Source organism: Pseudomonas sp. JL27(2026), from assembly GCF_056933555.1.
Genome location: NZ_CM167794.1, coordinates 552,373 through 568,141, shown reverse-complemented (window position 1 = coordinate 568,141; position 15,769 = coordinate 552,373). Strand labels below are relative to the sequence as shown.

General features: G+C 60.5%; 9 protein-coding genes and 1 pseudogene. 5 read left to right on the top strand and 5 right to left on the bottom strand.

What is annotated here, in order from left to right; genetic code table 11:
* Positions 1-81: 81 nt before the first annotated feature.
* The 3 genes from AC1Z1G_RS02590 to putP all read right to left on the bottom strand — a co-directional run bounded on the left by AC1Z1G_RS02590 (position 82) and on the right by putP (position 4,593).
* A complete protein-coding gene (locus AC1Z1G_RS02590; RefSeq protein ID WP_483624619.1) occupies positions 82-816 on the bottom strand; it encodes a DUF4123 domain-containing protein in 735 nt (244 codons plus the stop codon).
* A complete protein-coding gene (locus AC1Z1G_RS02585) occupies positions 809-2,827 on the bottom strand; it encodes a type VI secretion system Vgr family protein (RefSeq protein WP_483624617.1) in 2,019 nt (672 codons plus the stop codon). Before AC1Z1G_RS02585 ends, AC1Z1G_RS02590 begins: the two co-directional genes overlap by 8 nt.
* A gap of 281 nt (positions 2,828-3,108) precedes the next feature.
* Positions 3,109-4,593 carry a sodium/proline symporter PutP gene (gene putP / locus AC1Z1G_RS02580; protein ID WP_483624615.1) on the bottom strand — a complete coding sequence of 495 codons (1,485 nt, stop codon included), beginning with the start codon at positions 4,591-4,593 and terminating at the stop codon, positions 3,109-3,111.
* Between the two features lie 462 nt (positions 4,594-5,055).
* Here putP and putA point away from each other — a divergent pair, with 462 nt between their 5' ends.
* Both putA and AC1Z1G_RS02570 read left to right on the top strand, forming a co-directional pair.
* On the top strand, positions 5,056-9,009 hold the full coding sequence (putA, locus tag AC1Z1G_RS02575) for a trifunctional transcriptional regulator/proline dehydrogenase/L-glutamate gamma-semialdehyde dehydrogenase (RefSeq protein WP_483624613.1): 3,954 nt from the start codon (positions 5,056-5,058) through the stop codon (positions 9,007-9,009).
* Between the two features lie 256 nt (positions 9,010-9,265).
* Positions 9,266-11,068, top strand: coding sequence for an acyl-CoA dehydrogenase (locus tag AC1Z1G_RS02570; RefSeq protein ID WP_483624611.1), 1,803 nt, complete (start codon positions 9,266-9,268; stop codon positions 11,066-11,068).
* Positions 11,069-11,284: 216 nt separating this feature from the next.
* Here AC1Z1G_RS02570 and AC1Z1G_RS02565 read toward each other — a convergent pair whose 3' ends face one another.
* Positions 11,285-11,590 carry a cell division protein ZapA gene (locus tag AC1Z1G_RS02565; protein ID WP_483624610.1) on the bottom strand — a complete coding sequence of 102 codons (306 nt, stop codon included), beginning with the start codon at positions 11,588-11,590 and terminating at the stop codon, positions 11,285-11,287.
* Positions 11,587-11,817 (bottom strand): hypothetical protein, encoded by a 231-nt coding sequence (locus tag AC1Z1G_RS02560; RefSeq protein ID WP_483624608.1) that lies wholly within the window; start codon positions 11,815-11,817, stop codon positions 11,587-11,589. Before AC1Z1G_RS02560 ends, AC1Z1G_RS02565 begins: the two co-directional genes overlap by 4 nt.
* Positions 11,818-12,026: 209 nt before the next feature.
* Here AC1Z1G_RS02560 and AC1Z1G_RS02555 point away from each other — a divergent pair.
* From AC1Z1G_RS02555 to AC1Z1G_RS02545, 3 genes and pseudogenes are all read left to right on the top strand, one after another.
* Positions 12,027-12,866: pseudogene (locus AC1Z1G_RS02555) on the top strand (MCP four helix bundle domain-containing protein); the annotation flags it as partial.
* Entirely contained in the window at positions 12,849-13,721 is an 873-nt protein-coding gene (locus tag AC1Z1G_RS02550; protein WP_437128162.1) for a methyl-accepting chemotaxis protein, read from the top strand. The pseudogene AC1Z1G_RS02555 and the gene AC1Z1G_RS02550, both read left to right, overlap by 18 nt.
* 292 nt (positions 13,722-14,013) lie before the next feature.
* Positions 14,014-15,756 (top strand): potassium/proton antiporter, encoded by a 1,743-nt coding sequence (locus tag AC1Z1G_RS02545; protein WP_483624606.1) that lies wholly within the window; start codon positions 14,014-14,016, stop codon positions 15,754-15,756.
* Positions 15,757-15,769: the final 13 nt, after the last annotated feature.

The following is a 15,769-nucleotide window of genomic DNA, read 5'->3' as shown; positions in this document are numbered from 1 at the left end:
TGGATTCACGGGCCACCATGATCAAGACCACCCGCCAGAACGCCGAAAATTACGCGAATATTTTCCCCCTGTCTCATCCCATCAGCGCTGCTGTGACATCAGACAGTGAACCAACGCTTCCGGCGTTGCCCCGCCAGGATCACACCGCGCGACAAAAGCCTTCACCTTGCACTGCAGCACTGCGGGGGAATAGGCCTGATCGATGTCCGGACGCTCTTCGCTCAACCACTTCAGCAGATTGGCGATACGGGTGTCCGCCGCTTGTAGCGCCAGGGTCTCAAACAATGACACCGGGACACTCCACCAGGGAAAAACCTGAGCAGACTGCACGCCACGGCCACCGACCTCCAGCGCCTGGCCATTGATCAGGCAGCGCTCGACCACTGGCAGCCATTCAGCCCCCTCCACCGGTGCCGAGCGCAAGATCGGCAGCACATGACGCCCGTCCCAAAAGCGGAAAAACACCGCAGAGGCATCGGGCAACAGCACCTGAGTCAGGCTGCGAAAATGCTCGAGCATGCACTCCAGACTGCTCGACGACGCCGCCAGCCAGCCCCAGTCCTGACAGTCACAACGGTCCACCCAATCGAGAAAATCGCTGCACGGCTCGACGATGCCAATGTAAGGCATCACCGGCTCCCATTCGGCATAGGCGGTGCCGGCCCAGATAGGGTTCGGCGCCTGGGTGCCACTCGCGCAACGCCAGGCCTGCAAAGCTTCAGCGTCACTGGCGTTGCTGAAGATCGCGAACAACTGTTGCGACGATTGCAACGGCTGGCGCTCAAGCCAGACCCGAGGTGAAATCCGCTCAGGCATAACAGACCCCCGCCTTGCAGCGTTCACACTCTTCACAGAACGGCGCGTTGCTTTTCAGGCTGACAATCTGTGCCGCACTGAGGGCGGCCGGCAGCGCTGCAACGAGCTTCTCGACCATGCCCGGCATGTGGGGAGCGGCCGCCATGGCAGGTGCAGGCGCACCGCCCTGCACAATCGGCACACTGCTGAAGATTCCGGCAGCACTGATGTTGATCCAGTGTCCACCCGCCTGAATCGTTGCGTTGGCACCGCCGTCGATCACGACCTGCCGACCGGCACTGACATGCACCTGCATAAGCGCATTCAACGCCTGATTGGTCACCCGAATGCGCTGGTCACCACTGACTTGCACGTGATCGTCCTGCCTGAGTTCGGTCACGCGATTGCCGTGGGTGATGCGCTGCTCATCGGCCTTGAGTTCATGACGACTGATGCCGCCGACCACCACCCGACGCTGATTATCGACTTGCACGCGCTGATCGTGCAGCACGTGTTGCGTCCAGTCGCGCTGGGCTCGCAGGTATATCTCCTCGGCGCCCTTGCGATCCTCAATGCGCAGCTCGTTGTAACCACCGCCACCGGGGCTGCTCTGACTGCGAAAAATGCTCCGGGTGTGGTCGGCCGGCAAATCCAGCGCCACCGGGTTCGCTGCGTTGGGCAGGCACCCCATGATCACTGGTTTATCGGGGTCGGCATCGACAAACCCCACGAGCACCTCCATGCCGACCCGTGGAATCAGCGTGCTGCCATACCCCTGGTGCGCCCAACCGCTGGCCACCCGCAGCCAGCAACTGGAATGCTCGTTGAGCTGACCGTCGCGGTCCCAGGCCAGTTGGACCTTGACCCGACCGTACTCGTCGCAATGGATTTCGCTGTCTTGGGGGCCGGTGACCACGGCTGTTTGATAGCCCGACATTCGTGGTTTGCCGGCCTCCAGTGGCGGGCGAAACGGCACGTCCCACGGCGTCGCCAAAAAGCGGTTGCGGTAACCCTGGAACGACTGTGCGCCCTCGCCTGCGCCCACCTCTTCCAGAACCTGCGGTTGACGGCCGTGGTGCTCGACCTCGGTGAGCAGCCACAGATCGTTCCACTCGGCACGCGGGTGCTCGGCAAGGCTCAGGTGATACCCACTGACCAGCGCTGGCTGATCACTGTGCCCCCGAGCCTGACGGTAGTCCGCGCGATGCCGCTCCAGCTCACGCTGGACCCGATGTTTACCGTGCTCGCGGCCAGAGAATTGTCCGGGGTAGTTGTAGTCTTCCAACGCTGGTCTCTGTGGGCCAGCCGTCGCACTTTCCAGTAGCAGGCGCGGTTTCTGGAAGTCGTAATCACGACGGGTCACGCTTGTGGTGCGGTTTTCCAGACGCACGCTGAAGCGGTTGATCACAGGCTCGCAGCCAACCATCCTGGTACCCGGCGAGTAGCGAGTGGGCGCGATCAGCAGGGAAAACACTGTTTGATCATCACCAAAGATCAAACAGTGGTCATCGGGGCTGTGACGGAAGTGATAGTGAATGCCAACTTCGGCACAGAGCCTCTGGATGAAGGCCAGGTCGCTTTCGGCAAATTGCACGCAGTACTCACGCTCGGGGTAATCGCCGCCCAACTCAAACCCTACCCCGCCCCCCAGAATTCCGTGTTCCTTGAGCAACAGGGCAATAATCGCCGGGATACTCTTGTGCTGGAAAATACGCTGATTGAAACGCTGGCCGAGATAGGTCAGATGAGGCACAAGGCTGACCTGATAACACGTCAGGCGCTTACCGGAATCACCCTGGGCAACCCGATAAACCTGACCATGGATACCGGCGCCTTGAGCATCGAAGCCGAGAAACGCCTGGCGGTGAAGAAGGTTCTCGAGGTCGAGGTCCGGCCGTTCGCTGACCAGTTCCAGATCGAAGCGGTAAGGCTGGCTGATGGCTTCCTTGCCCGTGAATTCAAGGACCTTGAGCTCATCCTCAACGCCGTCGAGGGTCAACGTGAAGCGCGGTTGATTGGCAGGGGCAGACATCCGATGTCTCTGTGCAGAATGAAGGCGAGCGATTCTGCATGAGCAGCAAGGAGCGTTGAGCAGAGGACAGAAAAATCAGATTCGCCCTACTTTTTTAGAGATTCCCCCTTCAAAAATCGGGATGTTTGGCTACAGATATTCCCTTCAGAACCACCACCAACCTACTGTGGGGCGGGTTGGTTCCCACAGGGAATCCTCGGCAGCAAAAAAAACGGCCCGCCTCCAGTAGGAAGCGGGCCGTTTTAATGTCGGCGAAAGGTCAGAGCCTCAGCTCATCCCGATCACTTGTTCAGGTGGAAATCTTTCTCGGCTGCTTCGAAACGCATGACCATGTCTTTGCTCGGAGCGCCCATTTTGCTGACCAGCAAGATGGCCACGCTGGCGAAGATGAAGCCTGGAATGATTTCGTACAGACCCAGCAGGTTGTAGTGTTTCCAGACGATCACCGTCAGTGCGCCAACCACGATACCGGCCAGAGCGCCGTTACGGGTCATGCCTTTCCACAATACCGAGATCAGTACCACAGGACCGAACGCAGCACCGAAGCCGGCCCAGGCGTAGCTGACCAGACCCAGTACGCGGTTTTCCGGGTTGGCAGCCAACAGGATGGCCACCAGCGCAACCGCCAGCACCATGGCACGACCGACCCAAACCAGCTCAACCTGGGACGCATTTTTACGCAGGAAAGCTTTATAGAAGTCTTCGGTCAGGGCGCTCGAGCACACCAGCAACTGGCAGCTCAGGGTGCTCATGACCGCCGCCAGGATGGCCGACAGCAGCACGCCAGCGATCCATGGGTTGAACAGGATTTTGGCCAGTTCGATGAACACACGTTCGTGGTTTTCACTCACCGGCATCGCGACGGCAGGGTTCGCCGAGAAATAAGCGATACCGAAGAAGCCTACAGCGACGGTGCCGCCCAGGCACAGGATCATCCAGGTCATGGAGATGCGACGTGCGTTGGCAATCGACTTGACCGAATCCGCCGCCATGAAGCGCGCCAGGATGTGCGGTTGGCCGAAGTAACCCAGGCCCCAACCCATCAGCGAAATAATGCCGATGAAAGTGGTGTTTTTCAGCATGTCGAAGTTGCTTGGGTCTTGCGCTTCGATTGCCAGGAACGTGGTGTCAATGCCACCGGTGGCCAGCAGCACGATGATCGGCGTCAGCAACAGGGCGAAGATCATCAGCGTGGCTTGCACGGTGTCAGTCCAGCTTACCGCCAGGAAACCACCCACAAAGGTGTAGGCAATCGTCGCCGCAGCACCGGCCCACAGCGCGGTCTCGTAGGACATGCCGAAGGTGCTTTCAAACAGGCGGGCACCGGCCACGATGCCGGAAGCGCAATAGATGGTGAAGAACACCAGAATCACGATGGCAGAGATGATCCGCAGCAGGCCGCTTTTGTCTTCGAAACGGCTGGAGAAGTAATCCGGCAGCGTCAATGCATCGCCGTTGTGTTCGGTCTGTACTCGCAGGCGACCGGCAACGAACAGCCAGTTCAGGTAGGCACCGATGATCAGGCCGATGGCGATCCAGCTTTCCGACAGACCCGACATATAGATGGCACCCGGCAGGCCCATCAACAACCAGCCGCTCATGTCCGAGGCGCCAGCGGAAAGCGCAGTCACGACGCTGCCCAGGCTACGGCCGCCCAGAATGTAGTCAGAAAGGTTGTTGGTGGAGCGATAGGCCATGAAGCCGATCATTACCATTGCTGCGATGTAGATCACGAACGTGATCAAGGTTGGATTGCTTGCACTCATTGAGTTACGCCCTGGCTTTGTTTTTATGTAGCAGCGGTCTTTTGAACCGCCGCCAAACGCTTGCGTTTGAAAGACGATCTGATAATCCGCGCATTTATGACTGATGTTTCCCCAGGAAAGCCATCAGCCGATGAACCGCCGGCATTGGGTCGGTTGCACCTTGGGCGCGAATGCTATTCAACAAAGTAAATAAGGTGCAACCAGTTTCTTTCGAATAAGTTGCACCTAGTCGGAAATATCTTTTTTACCTCCATTTTTGCTCCATTTGGGAGCAAGAACCCGTGTGAACCCAGGTAAAAGCACCAAGCAGGAGCAGTACTTTCGTACCAGAATTTAATTCCTGACGAGCTGCCTATTATTCCGACAAAAAAAGGGTTGCACCCGGTTGCACCTCTTTCAGCGCGCGGCTAATCTTGCCGCCAGCTGATGCCACCCCATCGTGGCAAACATGAGGATAAAAATATGGCTACCACCACCCTTGGGGTCAAACTCGACGACCCGACCCGCGAGCGCCTCAAAGCCGCCGCGACCTCGATTGATCGCACGCCGCACTGGCTGATCAAGCAGGCGATTTTCAATTACCTGGAAAAACTCGAGGGTGGTGCAACCCTATCCGAGCTGAACGGTTTGACCACCAAGGATGCCGATGACGGCACCGACGTACACGTCGACCACGCTCACCAATGCTTCCTCGAATTCGCTGAAAGCATCCTGCCGCAATCGGTACTGCGCGCCGCGATCACCGCCGCTTACCGTCGCCCGGAGCCGGAAGTCGTGCCGATGCTGCTGGAGCAGGCCCGCCTGCCCGCCGCGATGGCCGAAGCCACCCACAAACTGGCGTCCTCGATTGCCGAAAAGCTGCGTAATCAGAAGAGCGCCGGCGGCCGTGCAGGCATTGTACAGGGCTTGCTGCAGGAATTTTCCCTGTCGTCGCAGGAAGGCGTGGCACTGATGTGCCTGGCCGAAGCGCTGCTGCGTATCCCGGACAAGGGCACTCGCGATGCACTGATCCGCGACAAGATCAGCACCGGTAACTGGCAGCCGCACCTGGGCAACAGCCCATCGCTGTTCGTCAACGCTGCGACCTGGGGTCTGTTGCTGACCGGCAAACTGGTCGCCACCCACAACGAAGCCGGCCTGACTTCGTCCCTGAGCCGCATCATCGGCAAAAGCGGCGAGCCGATGATCCGCAAGGGCGTCGACATGGCCATGCGCCTGATGGGCGAGCAGTTCGTCACCGGCGAAACCATCGCCGAAGCCCTGGCCAACGCCAGCAAGTTCGAAGCCAAAGGCTTCCGCTATTCCTACGACATGCTCGGTGAAGCCGCACTGACCGAACATGACGCCCAGAAATACCTCGCGTCCTACGAGCAAGCCATCCACTCGATCGGCAAGGCTTCCCACGGTCGTGGCATTTATGAAGGCCCGGGCATTTCCATCAAGCTCTCGGCCCTGCACCCGCGTTACAGCCGCGCCCAGTACGAGCGCGTGATGGACGAGCTGTACCCGCGCCTGCTGTCGCTGACGTTGCTGGCCAAGCAATACGATATCGGCCTGAACATCGACGCCGAAGAAGCCGACCGCCTCGAACTGTCGCTGGACCTGCTGGAGCGCCTGTGCTTCGAACCGCAACTGACTGGCTGGAACGGCATCGGTTTCGTGATCCAGGCTTACCAGAAGCGTTGCCCGTATGTGATTGACTACGTGATCGACCTGGCTCGCCGTAGCCGCCATCGCCTGATGATCCGCCTGGTGAAAGGCGCGTACTGGGACAGCGAAATCAAGCGCGCCCAAGTCGAAGGCCTGGAAGGCTACCCGGTCTACACCCGCAAGGTGTACACCGACGTTTCCTACATTGCCTGCGCACGCAAACTGCTATCGGTGCCGGAAGTCATCTACCCGCAGTTCGCCACGCACAACGCCCACACCTTGTCGGCGATTTACCATATCGCGGGTCAGAACTACTACCCTGGCCAGTACGAGTTCCAGTGCCTGCACGGCATGGGTGAACCGCTGTACGAACAGGTTGTAGGCAAGGTTTCCGAAGGCAAGTTGAACCGTCCGTGCCGCGTGTACGCACCGGTCGGTACTCACGAAACACTGCTGGCGTACCTGGTACGTCGCCTGCTGGAAAACGGCGCGAACACCTCGTTCGTCAACCGCATCGCCGACCAGTCGATTTCGATTCAGGAACTGGTAGCCGACCCGGTGGCCAGCATCGAGCAGATGGCCACGCTGGAAGGCGGCTTCGGCCTGCCGCACCCGCGTATCCCGCTGCCACGTGATTTGTACGGTGCCGAGCGCGCCAACTCCAGCGGCATCGACATGGCCAACGAACATCGTCTGGCGTCGCTGTCCTGCGCCTTGCTGGCCACCGCTCACAACCACTGGAAAGCCGCGCCGATGCTCGGTTGCGCGTCCAGCACCGAAACGCCGGCGCCGGTACTGAACCCGTCTGACCTGCGCGATGTGGTCGGTCATGTGCAAGAAGCCACTGTCGAAGACGTCGATAACGCGATCCAGTGCGCCCTGAACGCAGCCCCGATCTGGCAGGCCACTCCCCCCGCCGAACGCGCCGCGATCCTGGAGCGCGCCGCCGACCTGATGGAAGCCGAGATCCAGCCGCTGATGGGCCTGTTGGCTCGCGAAGCCGGCAAGACCTTCGCCAACGCCATCGCCGAAGTGCGTGAAGCCGTGGACTTCCTGCGTTACTACGCGGTACAGGCCCGCAACGATTTCACCAACGATGCCCATCGCCCGCTGGGTCCGGTGGTGTGCATCAGCCCGTGGAACTTCCCGCTGGCGATCTTCAGCGGTCAAGTCGCTGCCGCACTGGCCGCCGGTAACCCGGTACTAGCCAAACCGGCCGAACAAACTCCGCTGGTCGCTGCACAAGCCGTGCGTTTGCTGCTCGAAGCCGGGATTCCGGAAGGCGTGCTGCAACTGCTGCCGGGCCGTGGCGAAACCGTCGGCGCCCGCCTGGTCGGCGACGACCGGGTCAAAGGCGTGATGTTCACCGGCTCCACCGATGTCGCACGCTTGCTGCAACGCAACGTCGCCGGGCGTCTGGATGCCCAGGGCCGTCCGATCCCGCTGATCGCCGAAACCGGCGGCCAGAACGCGATGATTGTCGACTCCTCGGCGCTGACCGAACAAGTGGTCATCGACGTAGTGTCCTCGGCGTTCGACAGTGCCGGCCAGCGTTGCTCGGCCCTGCGCGTACTGTGCTTGCAGGAAGATTCGGCAGATCGCGTGATCGAAATGCTCAAAGGGGCCATGGCCGAATGCCGTCTCGGTAATCCAGAGCGCCTGTCCGTGGACATCGGCCCGGTGATCGACGCCGAAGCCAAGGCCGGCATCGAGAAACACATTCAGGGCATGCGTGAAAAAGGTCGCAACGTCTATCAGGTGGCCATCGCCGACCTGGAAGAATGCAAGCGCGGCACCTTCGTCATGCCGACCCTGATCGAACTGGAAAGCTTCGACGAGCTGCAACGCGAGATCTTCGGTCCGGTGCTGCACGTGGTGCGCTACAAGCGCAAAGACATCGACCAACTGATTGCGCAGATCAATGCATCCGGTTACGGCCTGACCCTGGGCGTACACACCCGCATCGACGAAACCATCGCCAAGGTGATCGACAACGTCAACGCCGGTAACGTCTACGTCAACCGCAACATCGTGGGCGCCGTGGTCGGCGTGCAACCGTTCGGCGGTGAAGGCCTGTCGGGGACTGGCCCAAAAGCCGGTGGTCCGCTGTACCTGTACCGCCTGCTGTCGACACGTCCTACCGATGCGATCGAACAATCCTTCGCTCGCGGTGACGCCGTAACAGCACCGGACGTTCGTCTGCGTGACGCCATGCGCAAACCACTGACCGCCCTGCAAACCTGGGCCGACAGCAACAAGCTGACCGACCTGAGTGCGCTGTGCGTGCAGTTCGCGGCGCAATCGCAAAGCGGTATCACCCGCACGCTGATCGGCCCGACCGGCGAGCGCAACAGCTACGCCATCCTGCCGCGCGAGCACGTGCTGTGCCTGGCTGAAGTCGAAGGCGATCTGTTGACTCAACTGGCGGCGGTATTGGCCGTCGGCGGTTCGGCGGTGTGGCCGGAAGGTGAACTGAGCAAAGCGCTGTTGGCTCGCCTGCCGAAAGACGTGCAGGCGCGGATCACTCTGGTGGCCGACTGGCACAAGGACGAGGTGATCTTCGATGCGGTTCTGCATCACGGTCACTCCGACCAGTTGCGTGCGGTCTGCCAGCAAGTGGCCAAACGCGCTGGCGCCATCGTCGGGGTTCATGGTCTGTCGCAAGGCGAAACCAGCATCGCGCTGGAACGCCTGGTGATCGAGCGCGCACTGAGCGTCAACACCGCTGCGGCGGGTGGTAATGCCAGCTTGATGACGATCGGCTAAACCGCGATAAAACCGAGCGCCTGCAATAGGCGCCTGGAATGCAAAACCTGTGGGAGCGGGCTTGCTCGCGAAGACGGACTGACAGCCAACATCTATGTTGAATGTGCCGACCTCTTCGCGAGCAAGCCCGCTCCCACATTTGTTTGATGGTGCCCGCTAAGCCGTCGCTCTGCCTCACCATCACCCGCATCAATCTTCCTGTTCAGCCTCTATTCCTCTGCCTAGACTCGGTCCACTCCAATCAAGGTAGGCCGCCATGTCCGAGACGTTGCTCAGTTCCCGCAATCTGGCTTTCGAGCTGTATGAAGTCCTCGATGCCGAAGGCTTGACCCAGCGCGAACGGTTCGCCGAGCACAACCGCGAGACCTTCGACGCAGCCATTGGTACTGCCCGCAGCATCGCCGAGAAGTTCTTTGCCCCGCATAACCGCAAGGGCGATGAGAACGAGCCCCGCTACGAGAACGGTCAGGCGATTCTGATTCCAGAGGTGAAACCGGCGGTGGATGCGTTCCTTGAAGCCGGCTTCCTCAACGCTGCGCGCAGTTTCGACGCCGGCGGGATGCAACTTCCTACATTGTTGTCCCAAGCCTGTTTTGCGCACTTTCAGTCCGCCAACGCGGCGACAACCTCCTACCCGTTCCTGACCATGGGCGCGGCGAACCTGATCGAAAGCTTCGGCACCGACGATCAGAAACAACGCTTCCTGCAGCCGATGATCGACGGCCGCTTCTTCGGCACCATGGCCCTCACCGAACCGCACGCCGGCTCCTCGCTGTCAGACATCCGCACCCGCGCCGAACCTGCGGCGGACGGTACTTATCGGCTCAAGGGCAACAAGATCTTCATCTCCGGCGGCGACCACTCGCTGTCGGAAAACATCGTGCACATGGTGCTGGCCAAACTGCCGGACGCACCTGCGGGCGTGAAAGGGATTTCGCTGTTTATCGTGCCCAAGTTCCTGGTCAACGATGACGGCAGCCTGGGTAAGCGCAACGACGTGCTGCTGGCCGGGCTGTTCCACAAGATGGGGTGGCGCGGCACCACCTCCACCGCGCTGAACTTCGGCGATAACAGGGAGTGTGTCGGCTATCTGGTGGGCAAGCCCCATCAAGGTCTGAGCTGCATGTTTCAGATGATGAACGAGGCGCGGATAGGCGTCGGCATGGGCGCGGTGATGCTCGGTTACGCAGGTTTCCTGTACTCGCTGGAATACGCCCGCGAGCGTCCGCAAGGTCGGCTGCCAGACAGCAAGGACCTGAACACCGCGCCGGTGGCGATCATTCAACATGCCGACGTCAAACGCATGCTGCTGACCCAAAAATCCTACGTCGAAGGCGCGTTCGATCTCGGCCTTTACGCCGCGCGCCTGTTCGACGACACCACCACCCTGGCAACCGAAGCCGAGCGCAAGCAAGCCCATGAGTTGCTCGATTTGCTGACGCCCATCGTTAAGTCCTGGCCCTCGGAGTTCTGCCTCAAGGCCAACGAACTGGCGATCCAGGTCCTCGGTGGCCACGGTTATACCCGCGAATACCCGGTGGAACAGTACTACCGCGACAACCGGCTGAACCCGATCCACGAAGGCACTCATGGCATTCAGTCGCTGGACCTGCTGGGGCGCAAACTGGCGCAGAACGGTGGCGCCGGGCTCAAGCAACTGATCCGCCTGATTGCCGACACCGCCAAACGGGCACAAGGGTTTGAATCATTGACGCCGCTGCGCGAACCGCTGGAAAAACTGGTGGCGCGCCTGCAAACCGTGACCCTCGACCTGCTGAGTGATCTGGCTCAAGGCAAGGTCAACAGCAGCCTGGCGAACTCGGCGCTGTACCTGAAAGTGTTCGGTCACACCGTGATCGGCTGGCGCTGGCTCGAGCAGGCGATCCGCGCTGAAGAAGGACTGGCCAAAGGCAATGCCGCAGATGTCAGTTTCTACAAAGGCAAGCTGCAAGCGGCACGGTACTTTCTGACGTGGGAAGTGCCGGGTTGTCACCATGAACTGGCGATTCTCGAGGCGCGGGACGATACGTGTCTGGGGATGCAGGATGAATGGTTTTAATCGTGGACAGTGAGGCCACAGATTTTCACTGCGCTCAAGATCGCCCCCTCCCCCAGAGGAGAGGGTGAGGGGCAACACCCACCGATGCACCGCCAAACTTCAGCCCAACCGCAACCCACTCATCTGCAGTGCCAAATCATCGGCCAGGCGTTGCAACATCTGACAGCCAATCGATTGACTGCGCCCCAGGTCAAGGGGCGCTTTGATAGACAACCATCAATCTTGCTGGTTGATGGTCTTGGAAATCACTTCAACCGTGGCGCTGACTTGCTCTTGGTAACGGTCGAGTTCCTGAGTGTGGCGTTTCTGCATCTCGAGCTGCTGCGAACACAGGTTCATCGCCGTCAGCACCAGCAGTTTGTCGCCAATCAGCGTCGGGTATTTCTTTTTGGTGTCGGCCAGAACGGCTTTCAACATTAATGCGGCGTCCAGCAGGGTCTGCTCTTCCCCGGCCGGCGCCTTGATCGAATAGTCCTCTCCCAGAATGGAGACTACTTTTACCCCTTCGGCGCCGTGTCTCATGCGTTCACAGGCCCTGCGCTCACGCGCTCAACGAGTGCCTGGATGCGTGCGGCGGTTGCACCCTGCTTTTCTTCCTGTTCCATCAGGCTCAGTTGCAGGCTTTCGTTTTCATCCTTGGCCTGGGTCAGTTCTGCACTCAGGGTGGCGTTCGTGCCGAGCAGTTCCTGGTTCTGTTGCACCAGGTCGCTGACCAGTTGTTCCAATTGGCTTAGGGATGTTTCCAACATTTTGATTTTCCGAGCATTTTCAAAGGGCGCGTACGATAAAGAAAAGTCACCACTGGCGCCAGGGTTATTCGGGCCAAGAGCCTTGATTTTCCTGGCGGCGACCTTGCTTGCGAGCTTTAAAGACTGCGATTCAGCGCTCTGGTTCCTCACCCCTCGTCGCGACAAAAAATCTGCGACAAAAGCGCGCACAGCCTCAAGACTTTAGTCGCATGACCGATAAGTCGGGGATAACCAGTCTCACAGTCGCACGGATCGCGCTCTTCTCCCAGGTAGACACCATGTCCCTTCGTAATATGAATATCGCACCGCGGGCGTTCCTCGGCTTTGCCTTGATCGGTAGCCTGATGCTGATTCTGGGTGTGTTTGCCTTGAACCAGATGAGCAAGATCCGCGGCGCCGGTGAAAACATCATCCAGAGCAGCGTGCCGAGCATCAAGGCACTGGACGAGTTCACTCAGCTGACCCTGCGCCTGCGGGTGCTGTCCTACCGTTTGCTGCTCAACCGCGAAGCGGACATGCAGCAAAAGACCCTCGAACTGTTCGATCAGCGCAATCAGCAGATTCGCGCCGCACAGACCGAATACGAAAAAGTCATCACCACCACGCAGGAACGTGCTGCTTACGATCAGTACGTGCAACTGGTGGGGCAGTACCGTCAGCTTGAAGACCGCATGAAGAGCCTGTCGCGCAATAACCAGGTCGACGACCTGCGCAACCTGATCAACACCGATCTGCTGACCAACTCCGAGGCGCTAAACACGGTCCTCAACCGCCTGATGCAGATCAACAACGAGCAGGCCGTTGCCATCAACGAGAAAGCCGCCAATCAATATGATTCGGCCTTCGACCTGGTGGTAACGCTGCTTTTGATCGCCACCGGCCTGACATTCCTGTTCGCCTGGTTGCTGACCAACAGCATCACCCAGCCAATTGCCAAGGCACTGGATGCGGCTGAAGAAATCGCCGAAGGCAACCTGACCCGCCCGATCACCGTTGACGGCACCGACGAAGCCGGCCGCCTGTTGCTGGCCATGTCGAAAATGCAGGAAAAGCTGCGCGACACCCTGCAGCGTATTTCCGGCTCCGCCACTCAACTGGCGTCCGCCGCGGAAGAACTGAACAGCGTCACCGACGAAAGCGCCCGTGGCCTGACCCAGCAAAACAACGAAATCGAGCAGGCCGCCACCGCCGTCAACGAAATGACCAGCGCCGTGGAAGAAGTTGCCCGCAATGCAGTCAGCACGTCCGAAGCCTCGAAGAACGCCACCACCTCTGCCGGTGACGGCCGTGACCTGGTTCAGGAAACCGTCAGCGCCATCGAACGCATGAGCGGCGACGTGCAAAGCACCGCGACCCTGATCGGCAACCTGGCCAACGAGTCCCGTGATATCGGCAAAGTGCTGGACGTGATTCGCGGCCTGGCCGACCAGACCAACCTGCTGGCCCTGAACGCCGCCATCGAAGCTGCGCGTGCCGGTGAAGCCGGTCGTGGTTTTGCGGTCGTTGCCGACGAAGTCCGTGCACTGGCTCACCGCACTCAGCAGTCGACCAGCGAAATCGAACGCATGATCGGCAGCATCCAGAGCGGCACCGAACACGCCGTGGACTCGATGCGCAACAGCACCGAACGTGCGGAGTCGACCCTCAACATTGCACGGGGCGCCGGGATGTCGCTGGACACCATCAACACCGCCATCGTCGAAATCAACGAGCGCAACCTGGTCATCGCCAGCGCCGCCGAAGAGCAGGCCCAAGTGGCCCGCGAAGTCGACCGCAACCTGGTGAACATCCGCGACCTGTCGGTGCAATCGGCCACCGGTGCCAACCAGACCAGCGCTGCCTCCAACGAGCTGTCGCGCCTGGCGCTGGACCTGAACAACATGGTTGGGCGGTTCAGCCTCTAACGGTCACTGAACACCCTGTGGCGAGGGAGCTTGCTCCCGCTCGGCTGCGCAGCAGCCGTAAACCCTGCGAGTGCGTTCCACATGACGCACCGCAGTGCTGGGTTTTGGGGCCGCAACGCGCCCCAGCGCGAGCAAGCCTCCTCGCCGCAGTGACCTCATCCAGCCCAAACGGGTGTGGATAATCGCAGTTAAAAGCTTTTTGACAGCATCACAATTCAACAGGTTAGAATCGCTGGCACGCAGACTGCATAGTCAGTTTGCGCCCGCCTTTCAGCTTTCCGGAGTACTGCCCTTGAATGCGACGACCATCAACAGCCTGTTCTTGATCGGCGCGTTGCTGGTAGGTGCGAGCATTCTGGTGAGCTCACTTTCGTCCCGCCTCGGGATCCCGATTCTGGTGATCATCCTGGCCGTGGGCATGACCGCCGGCGTCGACGGCGGCGGCATCATCTTCGATAACTACCCCACGGCTTATCTGGTCGGCAACCTCGCCCTCGCGGTGATTCTGCTCGACGGCGGCCTGCGCACCCGCGTCTCGAGTTTCCGCGTGGCCTTGTGGCCGGCGCTGTCGCTGGCGACCGTCGGGGTGCTGATTACCACCGGGCTGACCGGCATGGCCGCCGCGTGGCTGTTTGACCTGAACCTGATCCAGGGCCTGTTGATCGGCGCCATCGTGGGCTCCACCGACGCCGCCGCGGTGTTTTCGCTGCTGGGCGGCAAGGGCCTGAACGAACGGGTCAGCGCCAGCCTCGAAATCGAGTCCGGCAGCAACGACCCGATGGCGGTGTTTCTCACGGTCACCCTGATCGACATGCTCGCCAGCGGCCAGACCGGCCTGCACTGGAGCCTGCTGGGGCACCTGATCCGCGAGTTCGGCATCGGCGGCCTCATCGGCCTGGGTGGCGGCTGGCTGATGTTGCAAATGGTCAACCGGATCAACCTGGCCAACGGCCTGTACCCGATTCTGGTGGTCAGCGGCGGTCTGGTCGTGTTTGCCCTGACCAATGCCTTGCACGGCAGCGGCTTCCTCGCGGTGTACCTGTGCGGCCTGGTGATCGGCAACCGACCGGTGCGCAGCCGCCATGGCATCCTGCACATGCTCGACGGTATGGCCTGGCTGGCGCAGATCGGCATGTTCCTGGTGCTGGGGCTGCTGGTTACCCCACACGACTTGCTGCCCATCGCCCTGCCCGCCCTGGGGCTCGCGCTGTGGATGATCCTGTTTGCCCGACCGTTGTCGGTGATGGTCGGCCTGCTGCCGTTCAAGGCGTTCCATGGTCGCGAAAAGGCCTTTATTTCCTGGGTCGGCCTGCGCGGCGCGGTCCCGATCATTCTGGCGGTGTTCCCGCTGATGGCCGGGCTGCCCAATGCCCAGCTGTACTTCAACCTCGCCTTCTTCATCGTGCTGGTGTCGCTGCTGGTGCAGGGCACGAGCCTGCCGTGGGTGGCCAAACTGTTGAAGGTCACGGTGCCGCCCGAGCCAGCGCCGATCTCTCGCTCGGCGCTGGAAGTCCACGTCACCAGCGAGTGGGAGTTGTTCGTTTATCGCCTGGGCGCGGAAAAATGGTGCATCGGCGCTGCCCTGCGCGAGCTGAAAATGCCCGAAGGCACCCGTATCGCCGCCCTGTTTCGCGACCAGCAACTGCTCCATCCGTCGGGTAGTACGGTGCTGGAAGTGGACGATTTGCTCTGCGTTATCGGCCACGAACACAACCTCCCGGCCCTCGGAAAGCTCTTCAGCCAAGCACCGCAACGCGGCCTCGACCTGCGCTTCTTCGGCGACTTCGTCCTGGAAGGCGACGCCCAGCTGGGCGCGGTTTCAGCGCTGTACGGGCTGCAACTCGAAGGGGTCGACCCGGACATCTCGCTGGGCCGCTTCATTGCTCAGAAAGTAGGGGGCGCGCCCGTGGTCGGTGACCAGGTGGAATGGAACAACACCATCTGGACGGTTGCCGTCATGGACGGGAACAAGATCGGTAAAGTGGGCGTCAGATTCCCCGAAGGAAGTCGCCCGGGCCCCGGCTTGTTCCTCTAAACTGCCTTTCTTT

Excerpts from the sequence above, each read along its gene's own strand:
- putA (WP_483624613.1), top strand. The coding sequence starts at position 5,056 with ATGGCTACCACCACCCTTGGGGTCAAACTCGACGACCCGACCCGCGAG.
- AC1Z1G_RS02565 (WP_483624610.1), bottom strand. The coding sequence starts at position 11,590 with ATGAGACACGGCGCCGAAGGGGTAAAAGTAGTCTCCATTCTGGGAGAG.
- putP (WP_483624615.1), bottom strand. The coding sequence starts at position 4,593 with ATGAGTGCAAGCAATCCAACCTTGATCACGTTCGTGATCTACATCGCA.
- AC1Z1G_RS02585 (WP_483624617.1), bottom strand. The coding sequence starts at position 2,827 with ATGTCTGCCCCTGCCAATCAACCGCGCTTCACGTTGACCCTCGACGGC.
- AC1Z1G_RS02560 (WP_483624608.1), bottom strand. The coding sequence starts at position 11,817 with ATGTTGGAAACATCCCTAAGCCAATTGGAACAACTGGTCAGCGACCTG.
- AC1Z1G_RS02570 (WP_483624611.1), top strand. The coding sequence starts at position 9,266 with ATGTCCGAGACGTTGCTCAGTTCCCGCAATCTGGCTTTCGAGCTGTAT.
- AC1Z1G_RS02550 (WP_437128162.1), top strand. The coding sequence starts at position 12,849 with ATGTCGAAAATGCAGGAAAAGCTGCGCGACACCCTGCAGCGTATTTCC.
- AC1Z1G_RS02590 (WP_483624619.1), bottom strand. The coding sequence starts at position 816 with ATGCCTGAGCGGATTTCACCTCGGGTCTGGCTTGAGCGCCAGCCGTTG.